This is a genomic window from Pseudovibrio sp. Ad5 (assembly GCF_001623095.1).
Classification (GTDB): Bacteria; Pseudomonadota; Alphaproteobacteria; order Rhizobiales; family Stappiaceae; genus Pseudovibrio.
Window position 1 is genome coordinate 11,840 of record NZ_LMCH01000007.1, and the last position, 21,838, is coordinate 33,677.

Annotated in this window: 24 protein-coding genes; 14 read left to right on the plus strand and 10 right to left on the minus strand. The window is 48.8% G+C overall.

All coding sequences use genetic code 11. From position 1 onward, the window contains the following. Window positions 1–11 precede the first annotated feature (11 nt). On the minus strand, window positions 12–923 hold the full coding sequence (locus PsAD5_RS04300; RefSeq protein ID WP_063291214.1) for a methylated-DNA--[protein]-cysteine S-methyltransferase: 912 nt from the start codon (window positions 921–923) through the stop codon (window positions 12–14). Between the two features lie 107 nt (window positions 924–1,030). Continuing rightward, entirely contained in the window at window positions 1,031–1,540 is a 510-nt protein-coding gene (locus PsAD5_RS04305; RefSeq protein WP_208980764.1) for a DUF2244 domain-containing protein, read from the minus strand. A 100-nt stretch (window positions 1,541–1,640) separates the two neighbouring features. Here PsAD5_RS04305 and nth point away from each other — a divergent pair, with 100 nt between their 5' ends. Then, window positions 1,641–2,360 carry an endonuclease III gene (gene nth, locus PsAD5_RS04310; protein ID WP_063286235.1) on the plus strand — a complete coding sequence of 240 codons (720 nt, stop codon included), beginning with the start codon at window positions 1,641–1,643 and terminating at the stop codon, window positions 2,358–2,360. A 16-nt stretch (window positions 2,361–2,376) separates the two neighbouring features. Here nth and irrA read toward each other — a convergent pair whose 3' ends face one another. Further along, the gene (gene irrA / locus PsAD5_RS04315) at window positions 2,377–2,808 is read right to left on the minus strand and encodes an iron response transcriptional regulator IrrA (RefSeq protein WP_057463201.1); all 432 of its coding nucleotides are present in this window, start codon (window positions 2,806–2,808) and stop codon (window positions 2,377–2,379) included. A gap of 373 nt (window positions 2,809–3,181) precedes the next feature. Between irrA and fabA the strand changes: the two genes are divergently transcribed. The 3 genes from fabA (at window position 3,182) to fabI (ending at window position 5,892) form a co-directional block, all read left to right on the plus strand. Continuing rightward, window positions 3,182–3,697, plus strand: coding sequence for a 3-hydroxyacyl-[acyl-carrier-protein] dehydratase FabA (fabA, locus tag PsAD5_RS04320; protein ID WP_057463202.1), 516 nt, complete (start codon window positions 3,182–3,184; stop codon window positions 3,695–3,697). Between the two features lie 94 nt (window positions 3,698–3,791). Beyond that, entirely contained in the window at window positions 3,792–5,009 is a 1,218-nt protein-coding gene (gene fabB / locus PsAD5_RS04325; RefSeq protein ID WP_063291215.1) for a beta-ketoacyl-ACP synthase I, read from the plus strand. A 55-nt stretch (window positions 5,010–5,064) separates the two neighbouring features. Further along, complete coding sequence (fabI, locus tag PsAD5_RS04330; protein ID WP_063291216.1) at window positions 5,065–5,892, plus strand: enoyl-ACP reductase FabI; 828 nt, start codon at window positions 5,065–5,067, stop codon at window positions 5,890–5,892. 83 nt (window positions 5,893–5,975) lie between these two features. Here the strand turns inward: fabI and PsAD5_RS04335 are convergent, their stop codons facing one another. Continuing rightward, window positions 5,976–6,524: an SH3 domain-containing protein gene (locus PsAD5_RS04335; protein ID WP_063286232.1), complete on the minus strand. Its 549-nt coding sequence runs from the start codon at window positions 6,522–6,524 to the stop codon at window positions 5,976–5,978. A gap of 249 nt (window positions 6,525–6,773) precedes the next feature. Here PsAD5_RS04335 and PsAD5_RS04340 point away from each other — a divergent pair, with 249 nt between their 5' ends. Then, window positions 6,774–7,760: a 2-hydroxyacid dehydrogenase gene (locus tag PsAD5_RS04340; protein ID WP_057463206.1), complete on the plus strand. Its 987-nt coding sequence runs from the start codon at window positions 6,774–6,776 to the stop codon at window positions 7,758–7,760. 48 nt (window positions 7,761–7,808) lie between these two features. Here PsAD5_RS04340 and dnaQ read toward each other — a convergent pair whose 3' ends face one another. The 5 genes from dnaQ to PsAD5_RS04365 all read right to left on the minus strand — a co-directional run bounded on the left by dnaQ (window position 7,809) and on the right by PsAD5_RS04365 (window position 11,455). Continuing rightward, on the minus strand, window positions 7,809–8,516 hold the full coding sequence (gene dnaQ, locus PsAD5_RS04345) for a DNA polymerase III subunit epsilon (RefSeq protein ID WP_057463207.1): 708 nt from the start codon (window positions 8,514–8,516) through the stop codon (window positions 7,809–7,811). Between the two features lie 2 nt (window positions 8,517–8,518). Beyond that, complete coding sequence (gene coaE, locus PsAD5_RS04350; protein ID WP_057463208.1) at window positions 8,519–9,118, minus strand: dephospho-CoA kinase; 600 nt, start codon at window positions 9,116–9,118, stop codon at window positions 8,519–8,521. Continuing rightward, complete coding sequence (locus PsAD5_RS04355; protein ID WP_063291217.1) at window positions 9,119–9,952, minus strand: shikimate dehydrogenase; 834 nt, start codon at window positions 9,950–9,952, stop codon at window positions 9,119–9,121. It abuts the gene before it with no gap. Continuing rightward, on the minus strand, window positions 9,949–10,545 hold the full coding sequence (locus PsAD5_RS04360) for a Maf family protein (protein WP_057463210.1): 597 nt from the start codon (window positions 10,543–10,545) through the stop codon (window positions 9,949–9,951). The genes PsAD5_RS04355 and PsAD5_RS04360 overlap by 4 nt, the downstream gene beginning before the upstream one ends. A gap of 61 nt (window positions 10,546–10,606) precedes the next feature. Then, complete coding sequence (locus PsAD5_RS04365) at window positions 10,607–11,455, minus strand: pyruvate, water dikinase regulatory protein (protein WP_082596851.1); 849 nt, start codon at window positions 11,453–11,455, stop codon at window positions 10,607–10,609. A gap of 427 nt (window positions 11,456–11,882) precedes the next feature. On the opposite strand from PsAD5_RS04365, the gene hemE reads away from it, so the two are divergent. From hemE to PsAD5_RS04405, 8 genes are all read left to right on the plus strand, one after another. After that, the gene (gene hemE / locus PsAD5_RS04370; RefSeq protein ID WP_057463211.1) at window positions 11,883–12,911 is read left to right on the plus strand and encodes a uroporphyrinogen decarboxylase; all 1,029 of its coding nucleotides are present in this window, start codon (window positions 11,883–11,885) and stop codon (window positions 12,909–12,911) included. A gap of 32 nt (window positions 12,912–12,943) precedes the next feature. After that, complete coding sequence (gene hemJ, locus PsAD5_RS04375; protein ID WP_063291218.1) at window positions 12,944–13,372, plus strand: protoporphyrinogen oxidase HemJ; 429 nt, start codon at window positions 12,944–12,946, stop codon at window positions 13,370–13,372. A 267-nt stretch (window positions 13,373–13,639) separates the two neighbouring features. Then, window positions 13,640–14,905: a transcription termination factor Rho gene (gene rho, locus PsAD5_RS04380; RefSeq protein ID WP_057463213.1), complete on the plus strand. Its 1,266-nt coding sequence runs from the start codon at window positions 13,640–13,642 to the stop codon at window positions 14,903–14,905. Between the two features lie 222 nt (window positions 14,906–15,127). Further along, complete coding sequence (locus PsAD5_RS04385) at window positions 15,128–15,733, plus strand: GNAT family N-acetyltransferase (protein ID WP_063291296.1); 606 nt, start codon at window positions 15,128–15,130, stop codon at window positions 15,731–15,733. Then, a complete protein-coding gene (locus PsAD5_RS04390) occupies window positions 15,711–16,301 on the plus strand; it encodes a GNAT family N-acetyltransferase (RefSeq protein ID WP_063291219.1) in 591 nt (196 codons plus the stop codon). Before PsAD5_RS04385 ends, PsAD5_RS04390 begins: the two co-directional genes overlap by 23 nt. After that, on the plus strand, window positions 16,294–16,857 hold the full coding sequence (locus PsAD5_RS04395) for a GNAT family N-acetyltransferase (RefSeq protein ID WP_208981612.1): 564 nt from the start codon (window positions 16,294–16,296) through the stop codon (window positions 16,855–16,857). The genes PsAD5_RS04390 and PsAD5_RS04395 overlap by 8 nt, the downstream gene beginning before the upstream one ends. Window positions 16,858–16,870: 13 nt before the next feature. Beyond that, window positions 16,871–17,461, plus strand: a complete 591-nt coding sequence (locus PsAD5_RS04400) for a GNAT family N-acetyltransferase (protein ID WP_063291220.1) — start codon at window positions 16,871–16,873, stop codon at window positions 17,459–17,461. Beyond that, on the plus strand, window positions 17,454–18,044 hold the full coding sequence (locus PsAD5_RS04405; RefSeq protein WP_063291221.1) for a GNAT family N-acetyltransferase: 591 nt from the start codon (window positions 17,454–17,456) through the stop codon (window positions 18,042–18,044). The genes PsAD5_RS04400 and PsAD5_RS04405 overlap by 8 nt, the downstream gene beginning before the upstream one ends. 135 nt (window positions 18,045–18,179) lie before the next feature. Here the strand turns inward: PsAD5_RS04405 and PsAD5_RS04410 are convergent, their stop codons facing one another. Continuing rightward, entirely contained in the window at window positions 18,180–20,186 is a 2,007-nt protein-coding gene (locus PsAD5_RS04410) for a thioredoxin domain-containing protein (protein WP_063291222.1), read from the minus strand. Window positions 20,187–20,281: 95 nt separating this feature from the next. On the opposite strand from PsAD5_RS04410, the gene mnmE reads away from it, so the two are divergent. After that, entirely contained in the window at window positions 20,282–21,631 is a 1,350-nt protein-coding gene (gene mnmE / locus PsAD5_RS04415) for a tRNA uridine-5-carboxymethylaminomethyl(34) synthesis GTPase MnmE (protein WP_063291223.1), read from the plus strand. The last annotated feature ends 207 nt before the right edge of the window (window positions 21,632–21,838 follow it).

Genomic DNA, 21,838 nt, shown 5'->3' on the forward strand with positions numbered 1-21,838 from the left:
ACGTGAAACGATTAGCCCGTGGCAGCAATACCATCCAGAACGCCGGAAACGCCAGCTTCCCAGCCCAAAATGGCGCGCTTACGAGTGATACCCCAATGGTAACCACACATATTGCCCTTTGCCCCGAGGACGCGGTGACATGGAACGACGAAGGACAGCGGGTTCTTTCCAACGGCTGTTCCAACAGCACGAGAGGCTTTGGGATTGCCGAGGTTATTCGCGATCTCCGAATATGTGGTAGCCTTGCCTAAAGGAATTTTCAGAAGTGTTTGCCAAACACGGATTTCAAAGTCCGTTCCGATGAAGACAACACGAAGCGGCTGATCTTCCTTCCATTTATTTGGTTCGAAGATGCGGGAGACGTAAGGAGCGGTGAGTTGCTGGTTCTCTTCAAACTCAGCAGCTGGCCAGCGTTCGCTCATGTCAGTAAGCGCTTTTGCCTCTTCACCAGCATCAGCAAAGGCAAGACCTGCCAGACCACGCTCTGTTACCATCAACAGGACGATCCCAAACGGGCAGGGGTGAAAGCCCCAACTGATCTTTACGCCTGCACCACGCCGTTTGTAGTCGCCAGGCGTCATCGCCTCATGGGTTACAAACAAGTCGTGCAAACGGGCAGGGCCTGAGAGGCCAACTTCGAGCGAGGCTTCCAGAATGCTAGCGGAATCTTGTAAAAGAGCGCGTGCGTGATCGATGGTGATGGCTTGCAGGAACTGTTTAGGAGTAATGCCTGCCCATCTTGAAAACACCCGTTGAAGCTGAATTGGCTGAAGGCCAACGCTGTAGGCAAGCTCTTCAAGGGAGGGTTGTTCCCTCCAATTCTCGGAGATGCCTTGAAGGGTTTTCTGGACGACACGATAGTCCTCAAGAGCAGAACTGTCTTCTACAAACGTGCCATTTGCGAGATTGGCTGCATTAAACATCTTGATTCACGGCTCTTAGATTTCGTTTCTCATTGAGTGGAATCTAAATGATCCTCAGCCTGAGAGCCACCCGAAACGCGAGTACATGGGAACAGAGTATTTCAGGCTTAGGCGTGATCAAACCCACGATTGCGTGCGGAGTGGATTGCCTGAGAAAACGCAGAGGCGAAACTTGTCCGGTCATCCGGGTTCAAAAACGCACCAACAATGAGGAAAAGTTGATCAGAACGCACCAAAATGCGCGTAACTCCAACATCATCATCCCGTTCGATATGGAGTTTCATGTGAAACGGATTGAGCACATACTCCTGCACGTCGCCTTTGTACGTGACGTGTTTCAATCTGACCTCAAGCGGGGAAACGCTGATTTCCTCATAGGTTTCAGCCGTCGCAAAGTTGTGCCTGAACGCGAGCCAGAGAAAGAGAACAGGTAATGATAGGAGGATAGGTGCAGGCCATAATCCCATAAGAACAAGCACGAGCGAATAAAAGCCAGCAATCAAGCCAGCGCACCAAAGAACGATGTTCACGCCCCGGCGGGACAGTGAGCGGTGCGGGGTCAGAACAGCCTGAAAGAAAGGGGGATAAGGCTCCCGCTTTTGAAGATCATGGGGCATTGGTGCTATTTCGCACTCTGTTTCATTGCTACTCTTTATCGCTTAAGAGTATAGAGCTTTCATAGCCTACGCAAAGTCACTTATTTCCTTCGAGAGTCCTATGGTTGACGCTACCAAAACAAAGAAGGTTGCATCTTCTTCCAGTACACGCAAAAAGCCGGTTTCCAGATCAAGGTATTCTAAAGCCGAGATCTACGAAATCTTTGCGGCATTTGAAAAAGACAATCCAGAACCGGAAGGGGAACTTAATCATTCCAACGAGTTCACACTGCTGGTTGCTGTTGTGCTTTCCGCTCAAGCAACAGATGCCGGGGTGAACAAAGCAACGAAACATCTCTTCCAGATTGCAGATACGCCAGAGAAGATGGTTGCTCTTGGAGAAGATAAGATCCGTGAAGAGATCCGCACAATCGGGCTCTATAAAAACAAAGCAAAGAACACGTTTTTGCTCTCTCAAATGCTGATTGAGCATCATGGTGGACAGGTTCCGCAAACCCGTGAAGAGTTGGAAGCTTTGCCGGGTGTTGGCCGTAAAACAGCTAATGTGGTGCTGAATATTGCTTTTGGGCAGCCGACGATTGCGGTAGACACGCATCTCTTCAGGATTGCAAACAGGTTAGGGCTTGCCCCCGGCAAAACACCGCTGGATGTTGAGTTGAAACTGGAAAAGATAATTCCGCAAGACTTTATGCAGCACGCACACCACTGGCTGATCCTACATGGCCGTTACATCTGTAAGGCGCGCAAGCCGGCGTGCGATCGCTGCATCATCTATGATCTTTGCAAAAGCAAAGAGAAAATCTTGAAGGAAGTTGCCTAAGTAAAAGCAGAGGCTCTTAATGCATCTGCTTTTTACGGAGACGAACAACCACTTCCACGCGGGAAATTTCCATTCCTTCAGGTGGGACTGGCAAGTTGTCTAGTGTCAGGCCACTGTCTGGAATATCGATTACACGGTTCTCATCTTCCAGGAAGAAATGGTGATGCTCAGAAGTGTTGGTGTCGAAGTAAGTCTTTGTTCCTTCAACAGCAACTTCACGCAGCAAACCAACTTCAGTGAACTGATGAAGTGTGTTGTAAACTGTCGCCAGAGAGACGGGCACATTCGCTAGGATAGCTTCTTCGTGAAGGACTTCCGCCGAGATGTGGCGATTACCCTGAGAATAAAGAAGCTCAGCCAGTGCCACGCGCTGACGTGTAGGGCGCAGACCTGCGTCTCTTAGCATCCCTGTTACATCTTGATGTTCGTTAGCAATCTGCGAGCTCATTTTTTCCTACTTTAGTTCTTTAGGGTGCTGATGTTTTAACACCTACGCACCAATTCTACCAGCATTAGATTAAAAGCAACCTATTGACCTGCACCCAAGCACTCTCAATATAAGGGAGCATAACCCTTGATACATCAAGCTAAAACCAAGCAGGATTAATCGGACTGCTTATAACAATAATAAGAATAGTATAAGTTTAACACAACTGCGTACATTGAGCACACGCAAACTCACATACATCGCTCTTTCGATATTCGGGCTCGTGTGCTAGGAAGGCCCGAACAGTTAATACTTAGAACCATCGTTACGTTTAGGTAAGGTGAACCCTACGTTTTTCTGGCCTCAAACAAACGACAAATTATGCGGGAATAGAATGCACGAGAAGCGTTCAAGCTACGATAAAGAAGCTCTGCTGGCCTGTGGTCGCGGTGAGCTGTTTGGCCAAGGCAATGCACAGCTGCCACTTCCTCCTATGCTGATGTTTGATCGCGTCACCGAAATTTCTGAGGAAGGCGGCGAGTACGGCAAAGGCGTAATTCGTTCTGAATTCGACATTAATCCGGATCTCTGGTTCTTCGAATGTCACTTCCAGGGCGATCCTGTAATGCCTGGCTGTCTTGGTTTGGACGCTCTGTGGCAGATGACTGGCTTCTATCTTGGCTGGCTCGGCGAGCCAGGTCGTGGTCGTGCACTTTCTACCGGTGAAGTTAAATTCACAGGTCAGGTTACTCCTGACGTAAAAATGCTGGAATTCGGTGTTGATATGAAGCGCGTTATGCGCTCCCGCCTGAAACTGGCAATTGCTGATGGCTGGGTAAAAGCTGACGGCGAGACTATTTTTGTTGCGAAAGACCTGCGCGTTGGTCTGTTTCAAGACGAAGCAAAATAAGTAATCAAATTATGCGAGGGTTTGTCATGTGGAATGACGAACCCTTTTTTGGAATTGGGTCCGATTGGACCGCTTAACCCACGGGAGACCTTAGATGAGGCGTGTGGTTGTTACTGGTATGGGTATTGTTTCTCCTCTTGGCAACAATGCTGAAGAAGTGAAAGCAAGCCTTTACGAAGGTAAGTCCGGTATTGTTGCAGCTGAAGACTACGAGAAGCTCGGCTTCCGTTGTCAGGTTCATGGCGCACCTACCTTGGATCCATTGGAAAAACTTGGCCGTCGTACCTCTCGCTTTATGGGTGAAGGCGCTGCATGGAATTACATTGCCATGGAGCAGGCCATTGAAGATGCTGGTCTTTCCGAAGATCTGGTTACCAATGACCGCACTGGCCTGATCATGGGTTCTGGTGGACCATCCACTAAAGCGATCGTTGAAGCTGCGGATATCACCCGTGAAAAAGGCCCACGCCGTATCGGGCCGACCGCTGTTCCGAAGGCAATGAGCTCCACGAACTCTGCAACGCTTGCAACGCCATTTAAAATTCACGGCGTCAACTACTCCATTTCCGCAGCTTGTGCGACAACCAATATCTGTATTGGTAATGCCTATGAGCTGATCCAATGGGGTAAACAAGACATGGTTTTTGCAGGCGGTGGCGAAGAACTGGACTGGACACTCTCCAACCTGTTTGATGCTATGGGCGCAATGTCATCCAAGTATAACGACACTCCGTCTACGGCTTCCCGTCCATATGACAAGAACCGTGATGGCTTTGTTATTGCTGGTGGTGGCGGTGTGCTGGTTCTTGAAGAACTTGAGCATGCAAAAGCACGCGGTGCAAAAATCTACGCGGAAATCGTGGGTTACGGTCAGACTTCTGATGGTCACGACATGGTTGCACCAAGTGGTGAAGGCGCCGCTCGCTGCATGAAGATTGCGCTTAAAGACGTTGATTGTGACATTGACTACATCAATCCACATGCAACCTCTACACCTGTTGGTGACATCAAAGAGATTGAAGCGATCCGCGCTGTGTTCGGCGACAAGGTTCCGCCAATTTCTGCGACTAAAGCGCTTTCTGGTCACTCTTTGGGTGCTGCTGGCGTTCATGAAGCGATCTACTCTTTGCTTATGATGGAAGGCAACTTCATTGCGGCTTCTGCTCATATTGAAGAATTGGATCCGGATTTTGAGGATATGCCAATCGTAAGAGAACGCGTAGATAATGCAGAATTGAATTGCGTTCTTTCAAACGGCTTTGGATTTGGCGGCACCAACGCGACCGTCGTGTTTAAGCGATACAAAGACTGAGTTTGAGGTTCTGAGCTTGCTCAGCTCCTTTAACTTTTGATTAAAGGAGTTTTCTATGAGCAAGCTTATGCAAGGCAAGCGTGGTCTGATTATGGGCGTTGCCAATGACCACAGCATTGCCTGGAGCATAGCCAAAACTCTTGCAGAACAGGGTGCAGAAATGGCGTTTACCTATCAAGGTGACGCCTTCGCCCGACGCGTAAAACCACTGACAGACAGTGTTGGATGCGATATGCTTCTTCCATGTGATGTGGAAGACATTGATAGCGTGGACAAGGTTTTCGCTCAGCTCCAAGAAAAATGGGGGAGCATTGATTTCCTCGTGCACGCGATCGCGTTTTCAGACAAGTCTGAACTGCGTGGCCGTTATGCAGACACTACCCGCGATAATTTTGCCCGCACCATGCAGATCTCCTGCTTCTCATTCACAGAGATTGCAAAGCGAGCGGCTGATTTGATGCCGAATGGCGGTTCCATCCTGACACTAACGTATGGCGGCGCGACAAGCGTTATGCCAAACTATAACGTCATGGGCGTTGCCAAGGCCGCACTGGAAGCATCTGTGCGCTATCTGGCTATGGACTTTGGAGAGCAAGGCATCCGCGTGAATGCTATATCTGCAGGGCCTGTTCGCACGCTGGCTGGCGCAGGTATCTCTGACGCTCGTTTGATGTTCAACTTCCAGCAGGCAAACTCTCCGCTGAAGCAGACTGTTACAACCGAACAGCTTGGTGGTTCTGGTCTTTATCTTCTCTCAGAGTTATCTGGCGGAGTGACTGGTGAGGTTCACTTTGTGGATTCTGGTTACAACATCGTTTCCATGCCACGCATGAAAGAGTTGAAGACCGCCGACAAGCTGATGCGAGAAAAGGAAACTGTCTAGATTTCTTTGATTGTTCAGGTGAATAGCAAAAAGCCTCCAAGTTTCCTCAGAGGCTTTTCGTTAAACTGTTGTTGGAACTGAGATCAATTATTGATTGTCTCGTTTTTATAAACACCAAACAATCTGCTCTGATCAATCCAACCTTCAAAATCTTTGCCGGAAACGCGGCAGTAACCATCCGTGCATTCGACAACACCAGCAAGAACCAAAGGCTCAAGAAACGCGATGATCTCTTCATTCGGACCAGGCCGCTTACGGAGAGGGGTGGTTTCAACGGTGTTTTCCAGCCAAGGCGTTACCAGTGCAGAGCGGTAGCCAGTCAGCAAGGTTTTGAAAACCCAGCCGTCTTTGCCTTCCCAATCGCGAATGCGGCGCCAGTCGTCATATTCCTGAATGACTTCAACCGGCAGCCTGCTGCGAACGAAAGTCCAACCAATGTCGTGGTTTCTGCTTGGACCTTTGCGAACGTTCACTCTATCAGATTTAAGACTGACAAAACGCGGAACTGGAAGACCAGATACACCAGAACCTGCAGACTGGGCCTGAGCGGTGATTACGAATGGGGAAACAAAAAGGAATAATAGAAAAGTAGCTGCAAGGGCACTAAGAGTACGAAAGCTTTTATTTTTCATAGTGATACCAAAACTTCCCGTAGGCTAATCCGTAATTTTCACTAAAATCGAGACACAAGTATCATACCTTAGATCTCGCGATTTCCGATAGTGGCTGCTATTAGATGTAGACGTGTTTGACAAGTCTTGTTTTCACCGGAACATTTGGTAATGAAACTTTGACAGCCTGTAAGACCTTTGAGTCATTGACTCATATGGTGATTAGGGCAGGGTTAAAAAACTTCGAATTTTTGACAGAAGGCGGGGACGATGCCAAAAAAGAAGCCTATTGTGGTTGTGACGCGGAAACTGCCGGATGTTGTTGAAACACGCATGCGCGAGCTTTTCGACACACGGTTGAATGAGCAAGATAAGCCGTTCACACAGGCTGAGCTTGTGGAAGCCGTCAAAATTGCTGATGTTCTTGTCCCCACTGTTACAGACCGCATTGACGCTTCGGTTTTGGCTCAGGCTGGCCCTAATCTGAAAATGATTGCCAACTTCGGTAATGGCGTTGACAATATTGACGTTATCTCTGCCAACAATCGCGGTATTGCAGTTACCAATACTGCTGGTGTGATGACCGAAGACACCGCAGACATGACCATGGCGCTTATTCTCGCTGTTCCACGTCGCCTTTCTGAAGGCATGAAGAAGATTGAGAACAAGGAATGGGACGGCTGGTCTCCAACCTGGATGCTTGGTCGCCGTATCTGGGGTAAACGTCTCGGTATCATCGGCATGGGCAGGATCGGTCAGGCGGTCGCCAGACGCGCAAAAGCGTTTGGTATGTCTATCCATTACCACAATCGAATTCGTGAGCCTCTGGAGCTTGAAGAGCAGCTGGAGGCTACTTTCTGGGAGAGCCTGGATCAGATGCTTGCGCGCATGGATGTCGTCTCCATCCATTGTCCGCATACACCGGGTACCTACCACTTGCTTTCCGCACGCCGTTTGAAGCTGATGAAGCCTGATGCGTACATCGTGAACACCGCTCGCGGTGAGATCGTGGATGAAAACGCGCTGATCCGTCAGATTGAATCAGGTGAACTTGCAGGGGCTGCGCTGGACGTGTTTGAGCACGAGCCTGCGATCAATCCGAAGCTTGTGGCATCCGACAAGGTGGTTGTGCTGCCTCACATGGGGTCGGCAACAATCGAAGGGCGTATTGATATGGGTGAGAAGGTCATCATCAATATCAAAGCCTTTATGGACGGGCATCGTCCACCGGATCGCGTTTTGCCATCTATGCTCTGATAACAGTTTGAAGCGCTTCAGAAATCTGGAGCGCTTTTTGTTTGGAACCTACTTCAGATACTTGTTCCAGGCAGGGTCAGATTTCATTCCAGCAAGGAATTTGGCGTGCGCCTCAATTTCTTCCTCTGACAGGGAAGGGGAGAGAGGGTTTGGGCGTTGTTTGGCTGCGACGCGCTTTTTGGGCTCATCATTGAGTTTATCCAGATCGATCGCTTCATCGTCTGGCATCAGACCAAGATTTTTCTGCTTACCGCCGTTCATCTCCAGATAAACTTCAGCCAGCAGTTCCGCATCGAGCAACGCGCCGTGGTATACGCGCTTTGTGTTATCCACGCCGTAGCGCGAACACAAAGCATCCAGAGAAACCGATCCGGTCGGGAACTTTCTGCGGGCGAGCTTTAGAGTATCCAGCACCTGCGTATTTGGGATTTTCGGTTTATTACAACGTCCAAGCTCCATATTGATGAAGCCCATATCGAATGGAGCGTTGTGAATAACCAGGCGTGAATCTCCAACAAAATCAAGAAATTCGTCAGCTACATCGACAAACAGCGGTTTATCGGAGAGGAACTCAGCAGAGAGGCCGTGAATACGGAACGCTTCTTCTGGCATATCTCGTTGCGGGTTGACGTAAAGATGGCAGGTCCGGCCCGTTGGAATGAAATTTATGAGTTCCACTCCGCCGATTTCAACCAGCCTATCCCCATCAAGCGGATTCAGGCCTGTGGTTTCAGTATCGAAGGAGATTTCGCGCATAATTACACCGTTCTAGAAGCGATCGAAGACACAGCGCGCATAATGGCACCCACTGCACGACGGGCCGGCTCAACGCCTCGGCCAGTGTCGACAATAAAATGCGCTTTTTTGCGTTTTTCTGCGTCGTTTAACTGTTTTGCGTAGATAGCCTCAAATTTCTCTTCTGTCATGCCTGGTCTTTCAAGAACACGCTGACGCTGCACATCATATGGTGCAGAAACCACGACGACTGCATCAACGGCCTTGTGTTTGCCGACCTCGAAGAGGAGAGGGACGTCGAGAACAACGACCTTACGACGATCTAGTTTTGCTTGATGCAGAAACTCAGTTTCAACTTCCTGAACGAGCGGGTGGATGAGGCTTTCCAGAAGCATCATCTTTGCTTTGTCGTGGAGGACGATTTTACCGAGGGCTTCGCGGTCAATCCGACCATCTTTAGCAGTGCCGGGAAAGGCGCTGCCAACAGGTTCAACAGCTTTGCCAGTGTAAAGTGCATGGACCGCAGCATCTGCATCATAAACAGCGGCTCCAGCCTCTGCGAAGAGCTTTGAGGTGGTTGATTTCCCCATTCCAATCGAGCCAGTCAGACCGAGAATAACCATTCAGGTAAGTCCCATTTCTCTCAGGATCATCTCACGAAGCTCGTCGGTGACTTCCGGACGAACTCCAAACCATTTTTCAAAACCCGGTACAGCTTGGTGAAGTAGCATTCCCAGACCATCAACCGTCGAATTGCCACGCTGAGCAGCATCACGAAGCAGTTTGGTTTGTAACGGAGAGTAAACTATATCCGTCACAACTGCTGATTTCGACAGGTTATCAAGATCAATGTTTAATTCTGGTTGTCCAGGCATACCAAGAGAGGTCGTGTTCACCAGAAAATCCGCTTCTCCAAGCTTTTCCCCCAGACTATCCCATTCAATTGCGATGGTATTTAGGCCAAAATGATCTGCAAGTTTCTGCGCTTTTTCTAGTGTTCTATTGGCGATATACACTTCTGTGTATCCTCTGGACAGCAACGCCCAGATAATCGCTCGGGAGGCCCCGCCAGCACCCAGAACAACGGCTTTATTCCCGTTGTTATCCCAGTTGGGCAGCATTTGGTCGAGATTTCCCAGAAAGCCAAGACCGTCGGTGTTTGAGCCATTCAAGACACCTTCATCATCCAACCAAAGCGTATTCACAGCTCCAATCATTTTGGCTGCATCATCCAACATCTCAGCAGATTTATACGCATGCTCTTTGTTTGGAATTGTCACGTTACAGCCAACAAACCCATGCTCGGCCAGTGCGCTGTAAAAGCTTTCGGCAGTCTCAGGAGGTACATCCTGTGCAATGTAGCTGCCTTTTATGCCGTGCTGCTTGAGCCAATAACCATGTATCAGAGGAGATTTTGAGTGGCCAATTGGATGTCCTGTGACAGCTGCATTCCTCATTTCTTCAAAACCTCAATCTCGCGCAAGAATGAGAGGAGGCTCAGGAGAGGCAGGCCCAACACTGTAAAGTAATCACCCTCAATCTTATCAAAGAGCTGTACGCCTTCGGCTTCCAGCTGATACGCACCAACGCTGGAGAGAATTTCGGACCCGGTTCGCTCAATGTACCAGTCCAGAAAATCTTCTGATAACTCACGTACATTCAGAATTGCCGTCGAAATACCTTCCCAGACAACTTCACCGTCTTTAACAACACATGCCGCAGAATGAAGCGCGTGGCTTTTGCCGGAAAAGCTCATGAGTTGCTTGCGGGCTGCGTTCAGATCTTCTGGCTTAACGAGGCGTTTCCCTTCGAATGCCAGGATCTGATCAGCGCCAACGACGTAAGCACCATGATTTCGGGCGGAAACTTCTTTCGCTTTCGCAACGGATAATTTAGCTGCAATCACTTCTGGGTCCACACCAGTGGAAAGCAATGGCTCTTCTATCTGTCGTTCATCAACATTTGCTGGAATACGATCAAAAATTAAGCCTGCGTTTTCTAAGAGAGTCGCGCGAATTTTACTTCCGCTCGCTAAAATCAGTCGAGTCATACTCTGCTTTCTCAATCTGAGGATTTCTTGTGCTGTTTATTGGGATAAAGCGCGATGCTTCTCAATATTCTTCTGTCTCTTTTTGCTCATTTTTATGTTTTCGGAGCAAATCCATGATCTCAGCTGCCGTTTCTTCGATTGAACGGCGCGTTACATCGATGAGCGGCCAGCCATTTTCAGCACACAACCGTTTCGACATCGCAATCTCCTGAGCAATTGATTTGCGATCAACGTAGGTGTCGTTGTCTGTTTTGGCATCCAGCGACAATATGCGGTTCTGGCGGATATCCCGAATACGTTCGGCCGTGGCCATCAGACCGACCACGAGAGGTCTTTTGGCTTTCAGGAGCTGACGGGGAGGGCGCATATTGGGAATAAGCGGGATGTTAGCCGCCTTAATACCTCTATTTGCCAGATAGATAGAGGTTGGCGTCTTAGAGGTTCGGCTAATGCCGACGAGAATAACGTCTGCTTCGTCCAAAGCCCCTGCGATTTGGCCGTCATCATGCAGCATGGTGTAGTTCATCGCTTCCATGCGCTGGAAGTATTCCTCATCCATCACGTGCTGTCCGCCCACACGCCACGTTTCTGTGACGTTCAGATAGCTATGGAAGACCTGATAGACGGGCTTGAGAACATTAACGCATGGCAGCCCCAAATCCTGGCATTTACGCTCCAGACGGCGGGCATAGGATTGTTCCACAAGGGTGTAGAGAACAATTCCTGGTGCAGATTCAATCTCTTCCAAGACTCTACTCAACTGTTTGTCATGCCGGATCAGCGGGTAAACATGCTCGATGGGCTGAATATTCTCATATTGCGCGGTCGCAGCACGCACAATTGTCATCAAAGTTTCGCCTGTTGAGTCCGAAACCATGTGTAAATGGAAGTAGTTAGAGTGGTTACCCAAGGTATCATCCTCAACATTCCTAAGAGACTTGGAAAAACTAGCCAAATCTCACTGTGCTTTCAAATTAATGCCCGCTGACCCTAATCCGTCAACAATTCCATATTTTGAGAATACTGATTTCGAAACGACTTGGATAAACGGGATTGCACATTGCCCACGCAAAAGATTCACAGCACAGCATACGGGATAAACTGTGATCTGTGGTTATTTTCCAGATTGTAACCTATTGAATCTTTAGAAAAAACAATTTGTTTTCGACTCCTGTTGAGAGTCTTGCTTGTTTTTGATCTGTGACTTTTCCTATTAGGGTTTTCTCAGTTAGGAATTGTGGAATTAAATTGATCCCTGCTATTCACTCACTAATAGAAATAGAAACTTCCAAATAAGAAGATTCTTTTTAAGCAGGCTTGGGAAAAAGAGGCGATTTATGGAATCTCATGAAAGAGCGGTAATGCGCGTTTTGGCAGGCGAGAAACTAGAGCGCCCACCAATCTGGATGATGCGCCAGGCAGGACGGTATTTGCCTGAGTACAGAGCTGTACGAGCTCAAGCACCGAATTTTCTCGACTTCTGCTACAATACCGATCTTGCGACAGAAGTTACTCTCCAACCCATTCGCCGGTATGGCTTTGATGCTGCCATCCTATTTTCTGACATCTTCGTTGTTCCAGATGCGCTTGGCTACCCTGTAAATTTTGAGGAGGGTCGAGGACCAGTTCTCGAACCACTTTCGACAGAACTCGTTGATAAGCTTGATCAAGCTAGGACGATGGAGCATTTGGCTCCTGTTATTGCCACAGTCGAGCGTTTGAGAGCGGAGTTACCGACTGAAACCACCCTTCTGGGCTTCTGCGGAGCCCCGTGGACGGTTGCTTGCTATTCTGTGGCTGGTCATACCACCCAGGACCAGTTTGCCGCTCGTATCGGCTCCTATCAGGATCCTGAGCTTCTGACTGCATTCATTGATCAGCTGGTTGAAGCTTCGATCACGTACCTGGTGGCTCAGTTTGATGGTGGTGCAGATGCGCTGCAGATCTTTGACACCTGGGCAGGTGTTCTGGATGACATAGGTTTTGAGCAGTGGTCCGTTGGTCCAACCCGCAAGATCGTTGATGGTGTGAAAGCTCAGCGTCCAAACGCGAAGATCATTGGTTTCCCGAAAGCATCAGCTGCTCGCTTGAAGCGCTATGTTGAAGCCACTGGTGTTGATGCAGTTGGTCTGGACTGGACTGTTCCGGCAGAAGTGGCGCAGGAAATTCAGAAAATTGTTCCTGTACAGGGCAATATGGATCCAATGCGCCTAGTTGCTGGTGGACGTGCGCTGGAAACTGGAATAGATCACGCTCTCGAAGTTTTGGGTAATGGTCCGCACATCTTTAACCTTGGTCATGGCGTTGTTCCGCAAACTCCGCCAGAACATGTTGCTGAGATGGTGAAGCGGGTTAAAGGCCTGTAAGCAGACACTGCGAATTAGATAAGGCGCGGATCATGGAAGATGCATATTCCTGGGCGAAGTCCCTCCACATAATTTCTGTGATTGCCTGGATGGCGGGATTGTTCTACTTGCCGCGCCTTTTCGTTTATCACACGAACGCTGAAATCGGTTCTGATAAGAGCGAGACCTTCAAGATCATGGAGCGCCGATTGCTTAAAGCGATTATGGCTCCATCCATGATGGCCACCTGGATTTTTGGCTTGTGGCTGGTTTATCTGCTTGATGCTTATTTTGATCTTTGGTTTATGCTGAAGTTTTCACTGGTTATACTGATGACGATATATCACGTGATGCTTTCACGTCATGTCACTAAGTTTGCGCAGGATCAAAATAAGAATAGTGAGCGCTACTTTAGAATTATTAATGAACTACCGACACTATTAATGGTTGCAATTGTGTTCCTGGTGATCTTTAAACCCTAGGTGATCCGAACATTCGAATTTTAATATTGGAAAATTAGGAGAATTAGTGGGCAATAAGCACTTGCCGAATTCAATTCGATTAGTTATTGTCCCCGCAACTTCACGATGTAGCTTATGTGATCGCTGATCTCCTAGCGATTTTCGAAGGTCGATAAATATCGTATCTAGATGAGCTGCTATTCCCCCCTAACGTTTTGTGTTCGAAAGTTCTTGATCCTTCTAAAGCTAAATCAAGTCCAGAACCCATAGTAAAGACGATCCCTATTGATGCGGGAAATGAAACTCAGAGACCTGAAAACTAAGAGCGCAACTGAACTCCTTGCTTTTGCTGAGGAACATGACGTTGAAAATGCAAGCACCATGCGCAAACAGGAACTTATGTTTGCGATTTTGAAGAGACTTGCAGAGCAAGATATTGAGATCATCGGCGAAGGTGTCGTAGAGGTCCTCCAAGATGGATTTGGATTCCTCCGCTCCCCTGATGCGAACTACTTGCCAGGCCCAGACGATATTTACGTTTCACCTTCACAGATCCGTCGCTTTTCTCTGCGCACCGGTGATACTGTTGAAGGCCAGATCCGTAGTCCTAAAGAAGGTGAGCGTTATTTCGCCCTTCTAAAAGTCAATAAAATCAACTTTGAAGACCCTGAAAAAGCGAGACATAAGGTTCACTTTGATAACCTGACACCGCTTTATCCAGATGAGCGCTTCAATCTTGAAATCGAGAATTCTACCTCCAAGGATATTTCTTCTCGCATTATTGATCTTGTAGCTCCGCTCGGCAAAGGCCAGCGTGCTTTGATCACTGCGCCTCCTCGGACAGGTAAAACAGTATTCCTTCAGAATATTGCGAAATCTATTACCACCAATCATCCTGAATGTTACCTCATCGTTCTGTTGATCGATGAACGTCCGGAAGAAGTAACGGACATGCAACGTACAGTTGATGGTGAAGTTGTATCTTCAACCTTTGATGAGCCAGCTACTCGTCACGTTCAGGTTGCTGAGATGGTTATTGAGAAGGCAAAGCGTTTGACCGAACATGGTCGCGACGTTGTTATCCTTCTGGATTCCATTACTCGCCTTGGCCGTGCTTACAACACCGTTGTTCCTTCCTCCGGTAAGGTTTTGACCGGTGGTGTTGATGCGAACGCCTTGCAGCGCCCTAAGCGCTTCTTTGGTGCTGCGCGTAACATTGAAGAGGGTGGTTCTTTGACCATCATCGCAACGGCACTGATCGATACCGGTAGCCGTATGGATGAAGTTATCTTCGAAGAATTCAAAGGTACTGGTAACTCTGAAATCATCCTTGATCGTAAGATCTCTGATAAGCGCGTCTTCCCAGCAGTTGATATTCAACGCTCTGGTACTCGTAAGGAAGAACTTCTTGTTCCTGCTGATAAGCTCAAGAAGACTTTCGTTCTGCGCCGTATTCTCAGCCAGATGGGTACTGTTGATGCTGTTGAGTTCCTGCTCGACAAGCTGCGTCAGACCAAGTCCAATGATGACTTCTTTGACTCTATGAATACCTAGGTTTACTGCCTACCGAATTTTTCGGCCCCGCTCGCCAATTCGGTGAGCGGGGCTTTTTTATTTTTCAAGCCAATGTATTTGAATAAAAATGTCTACTGATGAAGCATCTGCAACTTCTGGGAAGGGTACAAAGCTTAATATCTTTTGCAAATGTGGTTGTGTTCTCAGAGAGATGCGGTTTTTTATCTGAGGACCTTGGCAGCAAGATTAGATGAGACACTCATGAAAGTAGTAGCTTTGGATAAATGTCCGCGGATTGAAACTGATCGACTTGTTCTGCGGAAGTGGGAGCCACGGGATTTAGATGGTCTCTATCGCCTAAATACCGATCCAAAGGTAGGAGAGTTTTTCCGCACACTAAACTCTCCGGAAGAAACACCTTTGCTGCTCGAAGTGCATTTGCTCAAACAACAGAAAGATGGCTTCTGCTTTCCTGTGATCGAAGATAGAGCCACAGGAGCTTTTCTCGGGTTCTGCGGGTTTAACGTCCCTCTGTACCAAGAGCCGATGTTTTTTGAGCCGTGCACTGAAATGGGCTGGTGTCTTATCCCTGAAGCCTGGGGGAAGGGGATTGCAGTTGAGGCAGCTAACATCTGGCTTAAATTCGGATTTGAAACTCTTCAATTAGAAGAGATTGTATCTTTTACTGTTGTTCAAAATCATCGATCGCGACGTGTAATGGAGAAGCTTGGCATGATTAATGATCCTGCCGAAAATTTTGACTTTCCTGGTGTTGAAACTGATGATCCGTTATGTCGGCATGCTTTATACCGGCTTTCCAAAGAGCATTATTTTAGGCAATTGAATGATGGAAACTTTAATCGATAAATGCCCGCGTGTTGAAACCGAAAGGCTTGTTCTTCGTAGATGGGAAGAGCGTGATCTGGATGGTGTCATTCGCATGAATGGTGACCCGAGAGTGATGGAGTTTTTCCGATCTCTGAATACGCCAGATGAAGCGCGGCAGTTTCTTGATATTATGATGAGGCAGGAAGAAAAGCATGGTTTCTGTTTTCCCGTGGTGGAAGACAAAAAGACTGGTGCCTTTCTCGGTTTTTGTGGGCTCAATGTTCCTGCGTACAGTGGGCCTTTGCCATGTGAGCCCTGTGTTGAGATTGGTTGGCGGCTTACCCCTGAGACATGGGGCAAGGGCATTGCTGTCGAAGCGGCTAAGTTCTGGCTTGGATTCGGATTCGAAACGCTTCAGCTTGATGAAATTGTTGCCATCACGGTCGTGCAAAATCACAAGTCCCGGAGAGTGATGGAGAAGGTTGGCATGACACATGATCCTGCTGAGGACTTTGATTTTCCGAATGTTTTGGTTGACCATCCTTTGTGCCGGCATGTTTTGTACAGGCTCTCTGCAGCTCAGTTCGTTGAGCAAGCTAATGGTTGATATCGCGATTGATCGGTGTTCGCGCATTGAGACTGAGCGATTGGTGCTGCGGAAGTGGGAGCTTGCTGATCTGGATGGTCTTGTCGAGATGAATGCTGATCCGCGGGTGATGGAGTTCTATCCATCGGTGCTGTCTCGTGCTGAGAGTGAAAAGATGTTGGCGCGTTACATGGATGCGCAACAGCAGCATGGATTTTGCTTTTCGGTTGCCTCTGAAAAACGGAGTGGGCGGTTTCTTGGATATTGTGGGTTGAAGGTTTCGGGATATCAGGAGCATCTTTTATTTGGTCCCTGCGTTGAGATAGGCTGGCGGCTCTTACGCAGTGAGTGGGGAAAGGGCTTTGCTACTGAAGCCGCACAAATGTGGCTTGGATTCGGACTCGAAACTCTTAAGCTCAATGAGATTGTCAGCTTTACACCCGTGCAAAACTCTCGCTCCGAGAAGGTAATGCAGCGTCTTGGTATGGTTCGTGTTGAAGAGTTTGCGCATCCCATGCTTGAGGATGGGCACCGGCTTAAACGCCAAGTGCTCTATAAAATGACGCGACAACGGTAATTGGGGCAGGGCTATGATTGAAGACGTCATCGACAAATGTCCGCGTATTGAGACTGAGCGGCTCGTGTTGCGGAGATGGGAAGAGCGGGATTTGGAAGGGCTTGTTCAGATGAATGCAGACCCACAGGTGATGGAGTTCTTTCCGGCGGTGATGTCCCGGCAGGACAGTGAGCGGATGTTTGAGCGGCTCATGGCGAAGCAGGTGAAGTATGGGTTTGGTACTCCAGTTGTTGAGGAACGGGCGTCAGGGAGGTTCTTAGGGTTTTGTGGGCTCGGTGTACCGACCTACCCAGAACCGCTGCCCTTCGACCCGTGTGTGGAAATCGGATGGCGTTTTATACCCGGTGCATGGGGGAGGGGGATTGCTCAGGAAGCCTCGCGGATCTGGCTTAGATTCGGATTTGAAACTCTTCGTTTGGACGAGATTGTAAGTTTCACTTCTGCTATCAATCAGCGTTTTGAAAAAGTAATGCAGAGGCTGGGAATGGTGAGGGATGCTTCGGCAGACTTTGATCACCCTTTGATTGAAGAGGGGCATCCATTGAGGCGGCATGTTTTGTACCGCCTTTCTAAAGAGAAATATTTGGAACGGAAAAATGGTTGAGACATTAATTGATAAGTGCCCACGTATTGAGACCGAGCGTCTCGTGTTGCGAAAGTGGGAAGAGCGTGATCTGGACGGTATGGATGAGATGAACTCAGATCCGCGCGTCATGGAGTTTTTCCCAGATGTGATGTCTCGCGATGAGAGTGCCCATATGCTTGAGCGTATGATGGCTAAGCAGACTGATCTGGGTTTTGCATGTCCTGTTGTTGAGGATCGGGCTTCTGGTAGGTTTCTTGGTTTTTGTGGTTTGAACATTCCGACCTATCCAAAACCACTTCCGTTTGATCCGTGTGTGGAGATTGGTTGGCGGCTTATCCCTGATGCCTGGGGGAAGGGGATAGCGCAGGAAGCAGCTCGTATCTGGCTTGGATTCGGTTTCGAAACTCTTGAGGTTGATGAGATCGTCAGCTTCACGACGGAGACAAACTTGCGTTCGCAAAAGTTGATGCAACGGTTGGGTATGATGAGGAACCCAGCTGATGATTTTAATCATCAAATGTTGGAGGATGACCACCCGTTGGTGCGTCATGTGCTTTACCGATTGATGAAGGATCGTTTTGAAAGCGTATCTAAGAGCTGAACGTAATTGAATGCTCGTGTATGGGTGATCTGTGAATTATGTGATGTTTCACGTGAATCACCCATGTTTTCAAAAGTATATTTATGAGCGCTGACTCACGTGAAACTGTGAGTCAGCGTTTAGTTCATTTGCGGATCAGATCTGCTCTTTCACCTGTTCAGGTGCTGTTGTTGGCAGAGAGCATCCTTTTTCGGAGCAGATGAAGACAGTGGTTTCATCCGTGTTCCAGGATGAGTTTTCCAACTCCACCGGCTTAGCCACACCAGCAGGAATAACATCCACATAGAGGGCAGGATCAGCTTGAGAATGTAGAGCCTGCATTATTGGATTCGCGTCCGAACCAGTTCCCAGAACCACAAGCGCTTTCTTGAATCGGGTACGTGCATCAAGTGCTGTAAGCAGTGATGCTGTGCCGAAGATGTTGTTTGGAACATCCGCTGCAAATGCATTCAAGGTTCCATCGGCGACATCACGAGAAGATGCGTCACCTGTCAGGATCCAATGTTCTGAGAAGGCAAAAGCTGCCACGGCGTTGTAGTTTGGTGTTGCTTCATCATAGGCGTGGTAGGGGCGGAGGATGAGATCGTCGGCGTCCTTATCTGTCATGTAGAACGCACCGTTGGAATGGGTGAAGCGCTCTTTCAGAATATTCAGGAACTCTTCTGCCTGTTGCAGGTAGCTCTGCTTTTCGGATGGATTCGGTTCCGATCTGTACAAGGCAAGAGCTGCTCTAGCGGCCCATGCATAGTCAGCGGCAAAACCGACTTCCAGTCGTTGGCCCTGACGCCAGGAATGACTGAGCTTTCCATCAACAAACATATGCTCTGTGATGAAGGCGAAAGCGGCCTTGGCGGAAGTGCGCATAGTTTCATGTGAGGTAAGAGCACTTGCTTTTACCAGCGCACAGATGAGCATACTGTTCCAGTCGGCCAGTACCTTGTCGTCTTTGTGAGGCGGAATGCGTTTGCTTCTGTGATCCAACAGGATTGCTTTGCAGGTTGCCAGAGCTTCTTCTTCAGCAGCTTCCAGAAGAGTAGGGGAGTGGCGTCGGTTGAGGATGATGTTGCCTTCCCAGTTTCCATCCGGGGTGACGTCGTAGACATTAGAGAACAGCTCGAAGTGTTCTGCCAGAACGAGGTTCTTCAACTCATCATAGGCCCAGACATAAAACTTGCCTTCGACACCTTCACTGTCTGCATCCATGGAAGATGCAAAGCCACCTTCAGGAAGCTTCATGTCACGCTCAAGCCAATCGGCGACTTCCTGGATTCGGATGTGAAACAGTTCATCGCCCGTTTCCTGATAAGCCAAGCACAGGTGTTCGATAAACTGCGCGTTGTCGTAGAGCATCTTTTCGAAATGAGGGACCAGCCAAATAGAGTCGACTGCGTAACGAGCCAGGCCACCTCCCACATGATCATAGATTCCACCTTGCGAAATCGCTCGCGTGGTTTTCAAAAACTGCTCACGCATGAAGGTGTTTTTTTGCGCCTTGGCGGTTCTGAAGATGAGCTCCTGAACGGAGGCTTGAGGGAACTTTGGTGCACCCTTCATGCCGCCTTCTTCCTCATCCTGTATGTTGAAGAGTTGCTTGCCGGCAGCGGTGATCAGGAAGCCAGATAGAGGGGAGGCCTCTGATGGCGGCTTGTTGAGAGCCTGGCTGATGGCTTGCCGGTTCTCTTCAATAGTGTCGCGATCAGCAATGAAACTTTGTGAAATTGCGGTCAGAATATCCTTGAAGGCAGGAGAGCCGTGTCGTGCTTCATTCGGGAAATAGGTACCACCCCAGAATGGATCACCCTCTGGAGTGAGGAACATGGTCAGTGGCCAGCCACCCTGTTGACCAAGCATATGGAGTGCTTGCATATAGATCTGATCAATGTCCGGGCGCTCTTCGCGGTCTACCTTGATGTTGACGAAATGCTCATTCATGAGAGCCGCTGTTGCTTCATCCTCAAAACTTTCATGGGCCATAACGTGGCACCAATGGCAGGCGGAGTAGCCAACAGACAGCAGAATTGGCTTGTTTGTTTTTTGCGCTTCTTCCAGTGCTTCCTTACTCCACTCCCACCAGTGGACAGGGTTATTTTGGTGTTGAAGAAGGTAAGGGCTTGAAGCGTTCGTTAAGCGATTTCTGCTCATAAAGAGGTGATCCTGAGTTCAAGGTATTGCTTGGCGTAAAGGCTAGGTTTAACGCAGTTCATACGAGATCATACAGTTAAAGAACCGGACGTGGAATGAATACACAACAGGAAACCATCTACGCAGTTTCTAGCGGCGCACTTCCTTCAGGCGTTGCTGTTATCCGTTTATCAGGTCCACAGTCCGGGCCAATCCTGAGAAAGCTGATTAAGGGTAAATTCCCCGTTTCACGTGAATCATGCCTTAAGAAATTATGGGACCCTGTAGATGGTTCTGTTTTGGATCACGCGCTGATTTTGTGGTTCGAAGGCCCTGGAAGTTTCACCGGTGAAGACACTGTCGAGCTACATTGCCATGGCGGGCGAGCTGTTGTTGCGGCGGTGCTACGCGCACTTTCCACCTTTGAAAAGACACGACCAGCTGAACAGGGTGAGTTCACGCGCCGGGCATTTCACAACAACAAACTCGACCTGACTGAGGTTGAGGGTCTCGCTGATCTGATTGATGCAGAGACTGATGCGCAACGTCGACAGGCTCAGCGTCAGATGGATGGGGCGCTTGGTGACCTCTATTCGCAGTGGCGGGAAACACTGATCCGCAGCCGTGCGATGATTGAGGCTGAGCTCGACTTCTCTGATGAAGATGACATTCCAGATTCTGTGGCCGATGAAATATGGGTGGAGCTGGCGAAGCTTCGGGACCAGATTGTCGCCCACCTTTCTGATGCGCGGAGAGGGGAGCGTCTGCGCTCAGGTCTGCAGGTTGTTCTGCTTGGTCCACCGAATGCGGGTAAGTCCAGCTTGATGAATAAACTGGCTCAGCGTGATGTGGCGATCGTGACGCCGGAAGCTGGAACGACCCGCGATGTGCTTGAGGTGCATCTGGACCTTGGCGGTTATCCGGTCACGCTGATTGACACAGCAGGCATTCGTGAGAGTGCTGGCATGATCGAGAAAGAGGGCATTCGCCGTGCTCTTGTTCATGCTGAAAAAGCGGATCTCATTCTCTGGACTCATGCGCCGAATGTGACTGCTGAGGAGTTGCCGGAGAGCTTGCTGAAGAATGGTGCAGAGATCTGGCGTCTCAATACCAAGAGTGATCTGGGTTCTTATGCTGATCATGACTCCTTCGAAACGACAGAAGAGATCAATGTCTCCGTTCGCGAAGAGGGCGGTATGAACACGCTGCTATCAAGCCTCGAGTCGTTTGCGGAACGAAATATCGGATTGATCGAAAATCCGCTTATCACTCGTGAACGTCATCGTTCTCATCTGACCCAATGTGTGGAAGACCTGAACCACGGTATTCAAGCGGAGGGCTTTCCGATTGAATTGAGAGGTGAGGATTTGAGACGAGCAGCTGATCAGCTGGGGCGTATTACAGGTCGAATCGACGTTGAAGATTTGCTCGATGTCATCTTCCGTGATTTCTGCGTTGGTAAATAAAAGATGTAGAAGTGCCATGTTTCACGTGAAACATTTATTGGGAATCGTGAGTCAGTGGGGAAAAGCTGGTGAGTCTCGTGGATAACTAATGCTGCGGCATTGGCGACTCACTGCGCTGTTTTCTTTGACCCAGCGCGCGACCTGTTGTATCAAGTCTTCAAGAAAATAGGTAGTTGCCCTTCTAGTTCCCCCAAGTTTTATCTGCGG